The following is a 12,165-nucleotide window of genomic DNA, read 5'->3' as shown; positions in this document are numbered from 1 at the left end:
CGAGCCTGCGAGAAGGGCCTGCTTGGTACGTTCACCGCGTGTGCATCTCAATGGCCCCAGCGGAGTTCACAGCCACGATCCTGTACGCCGGGCGCAAGAACCACCCGGTCCTCGGCCCGATCGAAGTTCTGGGATATCAGAACAAGGCGGTCAATCTCGCGCGCACGCCGAATGCCATGGTGCTGCACATTCCCGCGAACCTGACCCAGGACAACTTCCTGTGGGTGGGCGAGAAGCACCGCGGCATCCTCGACGAGATGGTCCGGGTCCTGCAGCCGGTCGCCGCCGGAGGTGGCTACGGCTCACAGCAGGGCGGGGCGCCTGCGGCGGCCCCGGTCCAGGTTTTCGACCACGACATCTACACAATCGTGCTCGCCGAGGATCCGACCCAGATTCCAGCCGCCCTCAGCCGTGTGCCGCCGAACAAGCGCCCGCCGCTGGACCCGGCCTTGTTCGAGTTCTACGCGAAGATGTACCCGTACCACAGCATTGTGTTGTGCTGCTTCGACAACGCCGAGGCATACCGCGCGAACCCGCTGCTGATCTGGTACCCGCCGCCCTACTCCGACTGGATCGTGATGCCGTCCCTCGACGCCCACACAGGCGGCGTCCCGGACCTGACCGCCACCGTGGCCACAGACCACTGGCTCATCTTCGGCGCGGACGACGCCCCCGAGGAGGTCGGCATGCCCCTCCGCTACTGGGGCATGGACATCGACCCGGCCTTACGCGCCTTCCTGCCCGAGAAGATCATCGGCATGAAGCACACCTGGCCGGCACCCAACGGCGACTTCGCCCTCAGCATCCCGGACCTGCTCGGCGACCAGCTGGCCAACCTCCAACGCCTGCAACCGGTCACGCGCTCACTGTGACGAGCCGAGGATGTCCAGGTAGTGCTGGTTGTACATCACGCCGATGATGTTGCCGAAGGGGTCGATCACGGAGGCGGGCACGAAGCCGGGGCCGCGTTCGATGGGGGCGTGGTGGACGGTGGCGCCCATGGCGATGAGGCGGTCGAAGGCGGCGTGGACGTTGTCGACGTGCCAGTACGTCACCGGGCCGCCGGCCTTCTCGATCTGGCCGTGTGGGGCGAAACGGCTGTCGACGATGCCGAGTTCGTGCTGGTAGTCGCCGATGCGGAACTCCATGTAGGCCGGTTTGCCGTCGACCTCACGCACGAAGTAGGGCTCGATGCCGAGCAGTTCGGTGTACCAGGCGACGGCGGCGAGCACGTCGTCGGCGAACAGGGTCACGGTGGTGAGTCCTCGCAACATTTCGGGGTTCCTCTCGTTCGGTGTCGAGGACCATCCTGCTCGTCAAAGTGCTCATCAACTGAGCACTTTGATCCCGGGTTCGGCGAGATCGTTAGGTTTGGTGCATGAGCTTCACCTTGGTGATGGTGCCCCCGCATCAGGACGACACGGCGACCTGGCCGGCCAAACTTGGCGAAGTTGTCCCTGGCCTGCGAGTGCTACGGCCCGAAACGCCGACAGAGGTGGCCGCGGCGCTCCGAGAGGCGGACGCGGCGTACGGTGCACTGCCTGAGGAGCTGTTGGCACACGCCGAGAAGCTGCAGTGGTTGCAGGCGCCGCAGGCTGGGCCTCCGCCGAGGTTCTACCACCCCAAGTTGATCGAGCACCCGGTCCAGGTCACGAACATGCGGGACACGTACACCGACCATGTCGCCACGCACACCTTGGCGTTGGTTCTCGCGTTGGCGCGTGGGATTCCCGGATATGTACGCGCACAGGAGCAGTCGCGGTGGGCGCCGGACTGGGACCCGAGTTCGGTCCTCACGCTGGCGGAGACGACGGCATTGGTCGTCGGCGTCGGGGCGATCGGCGCGGAGGTCGGCAGAATGTTGTCGGCGTTCGGGACGCGCGTGACCGGCATCGACGCGCGCAGGACCGAGGCGGCAGAAGGGTTCGCCGAGATCCTTCCCGCCGAAGAGCTGGACAATCAGCTAGGCCTGGCCGACATCGTCATCATCACCGTGCCGCACACACCGGCGACCGAAGGCCTGTTCAACGCGGAGCGACTGGCCGAACTGCGCAGCACGGCCCACCTGATCAACATCGGCCGCGGCCCGACGTTGCACCTCGACGCGCTCAACGCCGCACTCGAAGCCGGGCAGCTCGCAGCGGCCGCGCTCGACGTGTTCGAAACCGAGCCGCTGCCGGACACCCACCCACTATGGCAGCGCCCGGACGTGTTGATCACGCCACACGTCGCGGGCGCCGGGCCGCACAGTGAGCAACGCCGGTTCGCGGTCATCGCCGAGAACGCGAAGCGGTTCGCCGCCGGCCGGCCGTTGATCAATGTCGTGGACAAGCACAACTGGTACTGACCGTCAGCCGCGCGACCCGCTCGGCTGTTTACCCGGCTCGGAGGACATCCGCACCGGCCAGCTTGCCGTGCGCTGGTGCGGAATCACCGGTGACCGGACGATCACCGGCCGGACCGCGAGCAACCCGGCCACCGCCTGTCCACAGAGGACAACCAGGATCATGATCAGCGAAACCTGCCACGACCTGGTCGCACCATGGACAAGTCCACAAGCGAGCGCACCGGCCCCCGCGAGCAGATAGCCACCACCCTGCACCATCGCAGACAACGACGTCGTGAGATCCGGATCATTGCCGGCCCGACGCGGAATACTGGTCAGCGCAAGCGCAATGCCGCCCATCCCAACCCCAAGACCAGTCGCCCATAACCACGGCACCATGGCCGGCGCGACCAACAGCCCCGTCACACCAACCATCGCCGGCACCACCAGAATCGCGAGCAGAACCGGCTGACTAAGTCCCTTGTGGACCCACCAAGGCACAAGCCACATCATCGGCAAACCCAGCACCATCGCCAGACTCAGGCAGGCCCCCGCAGCATCCGCCGAAATTCCGGCGTCCCGCAGAATCGCGGGCAACCAGCCCATCACGAGAAAGGAAACGGTCGAGACAAGTCCGAAGTAGACCATCAAAGCCCAAGCCGGACCCGACCGCACCAGCGCAAGCGGGCTGACAAGACTCTTACGCGGAGCCGGACTGTCCACCTTGCGCCAGAACGGAATAGTCACGACAGCAAGAACCGCCCACGACGCAAGCCCAACCCGCCACGACGACAACCCAACCAACCAGGGCGTAATCAGCGCACCCGCCGTACTCCCACAACCAAGCGAAAGCGTGTAACAGACACCGTAAACACTGGACTTCCCCCTGACCAACAAAGGAAGCATGGTACCAATCAACGTGATGGACAAGCACACCAAGGCAGTCCCCGCCACAAGCAGAACCGCCCCATCGACAACCCGCACAACCTGCGCGAGCACAAGCAGCGCCAACGCATACCAAACAGTCCTATGTGTCCCATTCGCGGCATACAACCAAGGCGCAATCAAACCACCAAACCCACACGCCCACAAGGGAAGCGCAACCAAGACAGCCGCGACCAAACCCGTCACCCCCGGCACGGTCACCACATCCGGCAGCGCAGCCCCCAGACTCGTCACAGCCGGCCGCAGATTGAGCCCCAGCAAAAACACCACTACCGCCAAGGAAATCGGTCTGGTGATCATCACTCCCCTTTCGACGCCCGAGCACAGTAGCACGCCGTCGAACATATGTTCGAACCGGGTGTCAACCGCCGAAGGAGTCCGCCCACAGTAACCAAACGATCACCGAACGCCGCCCCAAAGGTGGGATAATATGATCACTGATTCCCAGAAAGTCGCGCCTCAGCCCGAAAAGCCCCACGCCCCAGATCCCGCCATGAAGGTCCAGCGAGCCCCGGTCAGCGCCCAGGTCGCGCAAGAGCCCCGGTTACCGAGCCCCAGCAAAGAAAAGCGCGTCAGCGCACCAGAAATCGGTCCTGAGTGTCCTCACCCCAAGCCCGTCATAAGAAGGCAAGGACTAGCGCAAGCCCTGCTCCCGGCCGGCGCGAGCGGCCGGAAGGCGAGTCGCGGGGTCCAGAGGGTTGGTACCGATGGCAGCAACCGAAGCCTCGTCAGGGCTGATAACCGTGACGCTCTCAGCGCCAAGCCCGGCGACGACCTCGTCGAACGGCTGAGCCATCGGCCACGGGGACTGCTCACCCATAGGCAGCAGCACCACGAGCCGTTTCGCGCCAGCCGCATAGTCCACATTGTCCACTGAACGGACTCCACCGTCGACGTAACGCCTACCATCGATGGTGACTGGTGGCCAAACGCCTGGTACCGCACAGCTTGCGGCCACCGCGTCGACCAGGTCCACTCCGGAATCGTTGTCGAATGCCCGTGGCTCACCGGTTTCCGCGTCCACCGCGATGATCACAAGACGGCGCGACGGCCAGTCGGGCGACGGCAGCCGGGAAGCGATAGCAGCCCGGCGATCTGCCTCCGGGACTGTGTCCGCTGCCAGGGCGAACTTCCCGATCCGGCGACGGGTCTCCTCCACTGTCCGCACGCCTTCGAAGATCGTCATCAGGGCCGCGCCGTACGACTCCATGTCGAAATTGTCGGCGGCGATCTCGGTGGACTGCAACGCCGGCTCGACCTGCCTGCGTACAGCTCGTCCAGGCTCAGGCCGCTGCCAAGCTGGGCGGCGACAGCCGAACCCGCGGAGGTGCCGACGATCAGATCCGCGCCGGTCACGTCCTTGCCCGATTCGGCCAGACCTGCGAGCAACCCTGTCATCCACGCGATCCCGGCGACCCCACCGCCGCCCAGCACCAACGCCTGTCCATTCGTCACACCCCGACTCTAGCGACTGAAGTACCGCCGGGGGTTGTCGACAAGCATGGTCGTCAGCTGTTCGTCCGTGACACCGGCTTGCGTCAACGCGGGGATCACGGTCGTGTGAATGAACGTGTAATGCCAGTTCGGTGCCGCCACCTCGCGGATACCAGGCGGGAACCAGTCGACGTGGCACGACGCGTCGTGCGCGAGCACCATCCGCTCGCTGAACCCCTGTTCGGCGAGCGCGGCGACCGTCGCTATCCGGGCGTCGCTCGGCAGCATCGCGTCCAGTCCGAACCGGTCCATCCCGACATACGACCCGTTGTCGATCAGTTCATGCAGGTACGCCAGGTCGGTGGTGTCGCCGCTGTGGCCGATCACCACGTTGCCCAGGTCGACGCCTTCACGTTTGAAGATCTCCTGCGCCACCAGTCCGGTGCGGTACGTCGGGTTGGTGTGGACGGTGATCGGCGCGCCGGTGCGTTTATGGGCCTCGGCGACAGCCACCATCACTCGTTCGACACCCGGGCTGAGGGTGTCCTCGATCGCGCATTTGAGGAACGCGGCCTTGATGCCCGTGCCCGCGATGCCTTCGGTGATGTCCTTGACGAACAGGCCGACCAGCATGTCCTCGCCGCCGAGCAGCGTCCCGGGCCCCTGGTAGTGCAGGAAGAACGGCAGATCGTGGTACGTGTAGAGGCCGGTGGCCGCGACGATGTTGATGTCCACCTCGGCGTTGACCCGCACGACCAGTTCGATGTCACGGCCGAGCCCGAGCACCGTCGGATCGACGATCGTGTCCACCCCGACGGCCTTCAGTTCACGCAGCCGGCCGACCGCGTTGGCGATCTGGTCCTCCTCCTGCCACAGCTGTGGACAGTTGCGCCGCAAGTCCTCACTGAGAACGAACACGTGTTCATGCATGAGCACGGTTCCCAGCTGTGCCAACGGAATCGGGCCACGAACGGTTTCCACCTGCAACATCGCGACTCCCTCGGCCAAGGGCCCCGTCTGTGGCGAGGCTGTCAGCCCACGGTAACGGGATGCGACACGATCGCGCCGAACAAATACCCCTGAGTGTTGTAGTCGGACACGACCGGCTGCTGGGCGCCGGTCACGTCCGTCGCTCGCGCATGCAGCGTGTACGCGCCGGGAGCCTTGGGGCGCCACGGGAATTCCCACTGCAACCAGCCGTGCTCAGATGCCTGGCCGACCGGCTTGGCCGGATGCCACGTGACCCCACCGTCGACGCTGACGTCCACCTTGCAGATCCGGCCGTTGCCCGACCACGAACGGCCTCGCAGCACATGCCGCTGCCCGGCAGCCAATACGGCATCTCGCGGCAGTTCGAACGCGCTCTTCACGACCTGACGCGTCACGAGTGTGCCCTCGGCCGGATAGGCCGGGCCGACCAGCCGGTAGTACTGGGTGTTCCACGGCGAGACCAGCGGTGTCTCGGAGACCTCGATCGATCCGAGCCACTTGATCGACGCGATCCCGACCCAGGACGGAACCACCAGCCGGACCGGGAAACCGTGATCCGGCGGCAGGGGCCGGCCGTTCATCTCGTAGGCCAGCAACACGTCCTCCAGCGCCTTGGCCACCGGCAGCGGGCGCCTGACCTTGCCGAGGTTCACTCCCCCGGTCACATAGTCGGCGTCCAGGCCGGACGGCAGCACATCCACCGCCCGCTTGCTCAGACCGGCCCTGGCCAGGATCGTGGACAGCCGGACTCCGCGCCAGCGCGCGACGCCGACAGCGCCGAGTTTCCACGGCGTGCCGGACACCTGCTGGCCCTGCTGGCTGGTGTAGAAACTCCGGCCGTTGCCCGCGCACTCGATGAAGGCCGTGACCGACTCCGACGGCAACGCGCGCAGATCGTGGTAGCCGAACTCGGCCGGCCGGCGCAGTCCGGTGCCGAACAGCTTCAGGCTCCACGTGTTCACGTCGATGTCCGGCGTGGAAGTGTGGTTGCGGACGAAGAACCGGTCGATCGGCGTGAGATATCCCTGACCGCTCAAGGCTTCCCACTTGGTCTCGGCGTTCGTGCCGTAGACCTCGAACAGCTCAGGCGGCAACGGCTTCACGATCGGGCTCGCCGCGTGCGCGGTACCGACTGGTGCCACGGCCATCGACAGACCTCCGAGCACGGACAACCGCATCACAGTGCGGCGGGACAGCCCGCGCGCCTCGCCCGCCTGCCACTGGCGGGCGCGTGTTTGATCATACGTCGACTCGTCGGTCAGCATGCGCGACATTGTCAGGATGCCTCAGAGGCTGGGCCAGCGTGTCCACAATGCGGACAGCCCACGAATATTCCCCGGAGACGGGCACAATCCCAGCAGATGACACGCCCTGCCCACGCGCCTTGACCAGGCGCACCATGGCGTTATGACGCTGCATCTCGCTGTTGCCCTCGACGGCGCCGGGTGGCATCCGGCCGCGTGGCGTGAGCCGGACGCCCGCCCGCGCGAGCTGCTGACCGCCCAGTACTGGACGGATCTGATCCGGACGGCCGAATCAGGCAAGCTGGACTTCGTCACGATCGAGGACTCGCTGGGCCCCGGCCCGGACGGCACGGATCAGGTACGCGGGCGTCTCGACGCTGTGCTGATCGCGTCCCGGGTCGCCCCGCTGACGTCCCATATCGGCCTCCTCCCCACGGCTGTGGCCACCCATACCGAGCCTTTCCACCTGTCGAAGGCGATCGCGACGCTGGACTACGTCAGCAACGGGCGCGCGGGCGTGAACGTCGAGGTCTCGACGGACGAACGCGATTACCGGCACTTCGGCAGGCGCGCGTTCCCGAGCCCTGGCCTGCTGCAAGAGGCCAAGGACTACATCGAGGTGCTGCGCAGGCTGTGGGACAGCTGGCAGGACGACGCCGAGATCCGGGACGTCGCGACCGGCCGGTTCGTCGACCGGGAGAAGCTGCACTACATCGATTTCGAGGGGCAGTGGTTCGCGGTCAAAGGCCCGTCGATCACGCCACGCCCGCCGCAGGGCCAGCCACTGGTCGCCGGTCCGTACGCAAACGACACAGACATCGTGTTCACCGAGCCGGACGCGCCCATCGAGCACGAGCGCACCTTCGCCGACGTACGAGTCCTGCTGGACTCCGACGCCAAGGCGTTGGCTGATCAGGTGATCACGTTGTCCGGCAAGGGATTCGCCGGTGTCCGGCTGCATCCTGGCCGGCTGCCCCACGACCTGGATCTGATCGTGTCGCGGGTCGTGCCCGAACTGCAGGAACGCGGTGTGTTCCGCCGGGAGTACCAGGCCACGACGCTGCGTGGCCTGTTCGGCCTGCCGAAGCCCGCGAACCGTTACGCCGCTTGAGAAGGAGCGAGATGAAGCAGATCCACCTCGCCGCGCATTTCCCCGGCGTGAACAACACGACGGTGTGGAGCGATCCGCAGGCGGGCAGCCACATCGAGTTCAGCTCGTTCGTGCATCTGGCGCAGACCGCCGAACGGGCCAAGTTCGACTTCTTCTTCCTGGCTGAAGGGCTGCGGCTGCGCGAGCAGAACGGCCGGATCTACGACCTCGACGTGGTCGGCCGGCCCGACACGTTCACCGTGCTCGCGGCGCTGGCCGCGGTCACCCGGCGGATCGGCCTGACCGGAACGATCAACTCCACCTTCAACGAGCCGTACGAAGTCGCGCGCCAGTTCGCCTCACTGGATCACCTGTCCGACGGCCGCGCGGGCTGGAACGTGGTCACGTCGTGGGACGCGTTCACCGGGGAGAACTTCCGGCGCGGCGGATTCCTGCCGCAGGACCAGCGGTACGACCGCGCTGAGACGTTCATGCGCACGGCGTGGGAATTGTTCGATTCCTGGCATGGCGACGAAATCGTGGCCGACAAGGCGTCCGGCACCTTCCTGAGCAGGCCTGATGCCGGTGCGTTCGAGCACCACGACAAGCATTTCGACATCAGCGGCCGGTTCACGGTGCCACGCAGCCCACAGGGCCGGCCGGTCATCCTGCAGGCCGGGGATTCCGACGAGGGCAGGGAGTTCGCCGCGGCGACCGCCGATGCGATCTTCTCCCGGTACGGCACGCTCGAAGCCGGGCAGGCGTTCTACACCGACGTCAAACGCAGGCTGGCCCGCTACGGCAGGACCCACGAGCAGCTCAAGATCCTGCCGGCGGCCACTTTTGTCCTCGGCGACACCGATGCCGACGCCCGGGAACGCGCGATGGTGATCCGACGTCAGCAGGTCGGCGGCCAGACCGCGATCAAGTTCCTGGAGCAGCTGTGGAACCGCGACCTCAGCGAGTACGACCCGGACGGCCCGCTGCCGCGGATCGATCCGCTTGTCGGCGAGAACACCGTGGCCAAGGGACGGGCCAGCGTGCGAATGTACCGCGATCCCCTGGCCACCGCCCGGGAATGGCGTGAACTGGCCGAGGCCAAGAACCTCTCGATCCGGGAGGTGATCATCGAGGTCACCGCCCGGCAGACGTTCATCGGCTCACCGGCCACGGTCGCCGGTTCGATCAACGACCTGGTCCAGGCCGACGCCGGCGACGGCTTCATCCTCGTGCCGCACGTGACCCCAGGTGGTCTCGACGAATTCGCCGACACCGTCGTCCCGTTGCTGCAGGAACGCGGGGTTTTCCGCACCGAGTACGCCGGTTCGACACTGCGGGAGCACCTCGGCCTGACCTGAGAACCATGATCCAAGGGTTTCCTGATCTAACGCCTGCGGAATTTGTCGCCCATACGTCCCAGGACAAGACCCAGCCGGACACCCCGCTGGGCCGTTAATTCCTGGATCCGCTCATCGGCTTGCGCGAGCTGCTGTTTGTGATTGTCCCGTAGGGCGATCAGCGCCTGCTCGTGTTCATGTGCCGCAGCCGCAAGGTCTCTCTCGTGTTGTTCGCCTGTCACGGCCAAACCGCGCTCATAGTCTTCCCGCGCGGAGGTCAATGCCTCTTCGTATCGCTGCTGCGCCTGTTCGTATCTTGCTTGCGCAGCGGCGAATTCGGCTTCGTAGGACTGTTTGATCTCGTCGACGCGGGCGGCCAGCTCGCGTTCGTGTTCCGCCTGCACTGAACCGAACTGATTGCGCAGCACGAAAAGTTCCAGCTCCGCCTGCCAGCGGCGACGGATCAGCCTGGCCAGTTCCCGGTTGGGCGTACTCGCCGGGGCAGCGCAGGGAACGAGGCGCTGGAAAAGCGCGACCAGGTCTTCGACATGCTCGCGTGCCTGGTGGTTGTTGAGGATCAGCTCCCGGTTGACCTGGCCCATCAACGGGTCGTACTTCTCCAGATCCTGCCTGAGCTGTGCGGCGCTGCCGATGTTGTCCAGTGCCTGACCGGCGAACGCGTCGGCTTCCATCGCCGGGTAGGTCTCCGGCGTGACCCAGCCGTCCGTGCCGAAGGCGTCAAAAAGATAGGCAGGACGGCCGCAGGCCATCGCGTCGAGCAGTGCTCTGCCTTTCCCGACCACGATGTCGGCGGCGGCGATCTCGTCTTCGGGCTGCATGGTCGTTGTCGTGGGCTGGCCGACCTGCACAACCTCGACCCCGGCCGCGGACCAAGTCTCGGTGATGACCCGGCGGGCCTCATCACGAAGGTAGTTGCCCAGAAGCAAGGCTTTCTTGGGGCGGGCATTCGGTGCGCCTCGCGGAATCAGGCGGTCTGCGTCGATGGGCTGGCGCAGACGCACCATCTCATACGGAATGTCCATGGCCCGGACACGTTGCGCCATCCGGTCGCTCATGACGACCACGGCACCGACCGTGCCCGGGACCAGTGGCGGCATCTGGAAATCGAAGATGTCGCTGTGTGCGACATAGACATGCGGCGCTTTGGGCCAGAGTTCCGCCAGCGTGTACGCCATACCACCGTCCTGCGACAGGACCACGTCGCAGTGCGACGGCAGGTCGTCCACCTCCGGCGCGATATCGATGCCCCGGGTCCGCGCCAGCTCGCTCATCTCGCCAAGTCGGGTGGCGTGAATGGTCACCGCGTGGCCCAGCCGCAACAGCTCGTCGGCGACCGTCAGCAGGTAGGTCTCGCTGCCTCCGATACCGGCGAAACCGTCTGTCGCGAGAACAACCTGCACGTCGAAGCCACCTTCTTCTCAGGGGTCAGGCGCGGGCGACGCCATCGTAGATCCCCAGGGGTACCCCAGCGAGTCCGGTCGGACACCCCGCACGGCACATGTCTTATCCGGACAGCTGGATCATCGAGATCTCCGGCGGTGCGCCCACTCTGACCGGCGGTCCCCAGAAGCCCGCGCCACGCGTGACGTAGACCCAGGTGCCGTCGATCTTCTCCAGCCCGGCGACGACCGGCTGCTGCACCGGCACGATCGCGTGGAAGGGGAACATCTGACCGCCGTGCGTGTGGCCGGACAACTGCAGGTCGACGCCATGTTTGGCGGCATCCTCCACCTGCACGGGCTGGTGGGCCATCAGCACGACCGGCCGCGTGGTGTCGCGTCCGTCGAGGGTCCGTGCGAAGTCCGGGGCGTCGTTGAAGTTACGGCCGGCGACGTCGTTCACCCCTGCGAGGTCGAATGCCGCGCCACCGCGTTGGATCGCGACCCGCTCGTTGCGAAGCGGGTTCACCCCAAGGCGTTCCAGTTCCAGCAGCCACGGTTCGAAGCCGGAGTAGTACTCGTGGTTGCCGGTCACGAAGAAGCTGCCGTGCCTGCTCACGAGGTCCTTCAGCGGGGCAGCGGCCTCCCCGAGCTTGTCGACCGTCCCGTCGACCAGGTCACCCACGATGGCGACCAGGTCCGGCTGCTGCTCGTTGATCATCCGGACAATGCGCTCGGTGTGCGAACGCCCCCGCAACGGCCCAAGATGAATATCGCTGACCACGGCGATCCGGAACCCGGACAGCGATGGATCAAGCTTGCTGAGCGTAACCGGAACCGACGTGATTTCCGGATCCCCCAACGCCTGTGTCGCGCCGTAACCGACAAGCCCACCGGCCGTCAGCCCACTCGCCAAGGCGAACGACCGCGAAATGAACACCCGGCGGCTCGTCCCCTCCGGCTCCGCCTGCTGCTCGGCCCCCACCAGAACCGGAGCCTTGACCCGCCGCCGAAGCAGCACCACCCGGGGAATCTCAAAGATCCCCAGCAGGATCGTCAGGTAGAACATCATCGCGAGCCACAGATACCCAGGCCACGCGACCAGCGCCACCTCCCCGCCGAACCCCAACGCCCCCAACATCACGACGTACGCGGACACCAGGGCCACAGTTCCCCACCGGCGCCCACGCCCGCCCGCGACCGTCGTATCCCGCACAAGCCTGCGCCACATATAGAAGTGCGCAAGCCCAGCAACCACACCCAGCAACACGAAGAACAAGGAATGAGACCTCTCGGGCAAACGACCCCTACCCGGCCAAACTACCAGCCGCCCACCCCTTGCCCATCCCTGCCCGCCTCGCCATCTGCCCAGGTCAGCCGCCATTTCATGGCACCACAG

General features: G+C 65.9%; 12 protein-coding genes. 4 read left to right on the top strand and 8 right to left on the bottom strand.

Translation table 11 applies throughout. From position 1 onward, the window contains the following. The first annotated feature begins 38 nt into the window (after nt 1-38). Complete coding sequence (locus tag JOF56_RS32635) at nt 39-872, top strand: hypothetical protein (protein WP_209643290.1); 834 nt, start codon at nt 39-41, stop codon at nt 870-872. On the opposite strand, the gene JOF56_RS32630 is transcribed toward JOF56_RS32635, so the two are convergent. Next, a complete protein-coding gene (locus JOF56_RS32630) occupies nt 864-1,274 on the bottom strand; it encodes a VOC family protein (RefSeq protein ID WP_209643289.1) in 411 nt (136 codons plus the stop codon). The two genes, JOF56_RS32635 and JOF56_RS32630, sit on opposite strands and share 9 nt — an antisense overlap. A gap of 104 nt (nt 1,275-1,378) precedes the next feature. Between JOF56_RS32630 and JOF56_RS32625 the strand changes: the two genes are divergently transcribed. After that, nucleotides 1,379-2,347, top strand: a complete 969-nt coding sequence (locus JOF56_RS32625) for a D-2-hydroxyacid dehydrogenase (protein WP_209643288.1) — start codon at nt 1,379-1,381, stop codon at nt 2,345-2,347. 3 nt (nt 2,348-2,350) lie between these two features. Here JOF56_RS32625 and JOF56_RS32620 read toward each other — a convergent pair whose 3' ends face one another. From JOF56_RS32620 to JOF56_RS32605, 5 genes are all read right to left on the bottom strand, one after another. Further along, on the bottom strand, nt 2,351-3,571 hold the full coding sequence (locus JOF56_RS32620; protein ID WP_209643287.1) for an MFS transporter: 1,221 nt from the start codon (nt 3,569-3,571) through the stop codon (nt 2,351-2,353). Between the two features lie 334 nt (nt 3,572-3,905). Continuing rightward, nucleotides 3,906-4,481 carry a patatin-like phospholipase family protein gene (locus JOF56_RS32615; protein ID WP_245378487.1) on the bottom strand — a complete coding sequence of 192 codons (576 nt, stop codon included), beginning with the start codon at nt 4,479-4,481 and terminating at the stop codon, nt 3,906-3,908. Beyond that, nucleotides 4,457-4,726, bottom strand: a complete 270-nt coding sequence (locus tag JOF56_RS58415; protein ID WP_245378486.1) for a patatin-like phospholipase family protein — start codon at nt 4,724-4,726, stop codon at nt 4,457-4,459. The genes JOF56_RS32615 and JOF56_RS58415 overlap by 25 nt, the downstream gene beginning before the upstream one ends. A 9-nt stretch (nt 4,727-4,735) precedes the next feature. Then, on the bottom strand, nt 4,736-5,695 hold the full coding sequence (locus JOF56_RS32610; protein ID WP_209643286.1) for a phosphotriesterase family protein: 960 nt from the start codon (nt 5,693-5,695) through the stop codon (nt 4,736-4,738). A 41-nt stretch (nt 5,696-5,736) separates the two neighbouring features. Then, a complete protein-coding gene (locus tag JOF56_RS32605) occupies nt 5,737-6,960 on the bottom strand; it encodes a sulfite oxidase (RefSeq protein WP_245378485.1) in 1,224 nt (407 codons plus the stop codon). 142 nt (nt 6,961-7,102) lie between these two features. Between JOF56_RS32605 and JOF56_RS32600 the strand changes: the two genes are divergently transcribed. Further along, nucleotides 7,103-8,050, top strand: coding sequence for an LLM class flavin-dependent oxidoreductase (locus JOF56_RS32600; RefSeq protein ID WP_209643284.1), 948 nt, complete (start codon nt 7,103-7,105; stop codon nt 8,048-8,050). 11 nt (nt 8,051-8,061) lie between these two features. Next, nucleotides 8,062-9,387: an NtaA/DmoA family FMN-dependent monooxygenase gene (locus tag JOF56_RS32595; protein WP_209643283.1), complete on the top strand. Its 1,326-nt coding sequence runs from the start codon at nt 8,062-8,064 to the stop codon at nt 9,385-9,387. Between the two features lie 26 nt (nt 9,388-9,413). On the opposite strand, the gene JOF56_RS32590 is transcribed toward JOF56_RS32595, so the two are convergent. Both JOF56_RS32590 and JOF56_RS32585 read right to left on the bottom strand, forming a co-directional pair. Continuing rightward, nucleotides 9,414-10,787: a glycosyltransferase family protein gene (locus JOF56_RS32590; protein WP_209643282.1), complete on the bottom strand. Its 1,374-nt coding sequence runs from the start codon at nt 10,785-10,787 to the stop codon at nt 9,414-9,416. A gap of 103 nt (nt 10,788-10,890) precedes the next feature. Then, on the bottom strand, nt 10,891-12,036 hold the full coding sequence (locus JOF56_RS32585) for a metallophosphoesterase (RefSeq protein ID WP_307855810.1): 1,146 nt from the start codon (nt 12,034-12,036) through the stop codon (nt 10,891-10,893). Nucleotides 12,037-12,165 lie beyond the last annotated feature (129 nt).

Source organism: Kibdelosporangium banguiense (assembly GCF_017876405.1).
GTDB classification, from domain to species: domain Bacteria; phylum Actinomycetota; class Actinomycetes; order Mycobacteriales; family Pseudonocardiaceae; genus Kibdelosporangium; species Kibdelosporangium banguiense.
This window is presented reverse-complemented; position numbering and strand designations above follow the sequence as displayed.

What these genes read in the sequence shown, in the direction of transcription:
- JOF56_RS32605 (WP_245378485.1), bottom strand. Translation starts at nt 6,960, where the DNA reads ATGCTGACCGACGAGTCGACGTATGATCAAACACGCGCCCGCCAGTGG.
- JOF56_RS32630 (WP_209643289.1), bottom strand. Translation starts at nt 1,274, where the DNA reads ATGTTGCGAGGACTCACCACCGTGACCCTGTTCGCCGACGACGTGCTC.
- JOF56_RS32625 (WP_209643288.1), top strand. Translation starts at nt 1,379, where the DNA reads ATGAGCTTCACCTTGGTGATGGTGCCCCCGCATCAGGACGACACGGCG.
- JOF56_RS32620 (WP_209643287.1), bottom strand. Translation starts at nt 3,571, where the DNA reads ATGATCACCAGACCGATTTCCTTGGCGGTAGTGGTGTTTTTGCTGGGG.
- JOF56_RS32600 (WP_209643284.1), top strand. Translation starts at nt 7,103, where the DNA reads ATGACGCTGCATCTCGCTGTTGCCCTCGACGGCGCCGGGTGGCATCCG.
- JOF56_RS32615 (WP_245378487.1), bottom strand. Translation starts at nt 4,481, where the DNA reads ATGGAGTCGTACGGCGCGGCCCTGATGACGATCTTCGAAGGCGTGCGG.
- JOF56_RS32595 (WP_209643283.1), top strand. Translation starts at nt 8,062, where the DNA reads ATGAAGCAGATCCACCTCGCCGCGCATTTCCCCGGCGTGAACAACACG.
- JOF56_RS32610 (WP_209643286.1), bottom strand. Translation starts at nt 5,695, where the DNA reads ATGTTGCAGGTGGAAACCGTTCGTGGCCCGATTCCGTTGGCACAGCTG.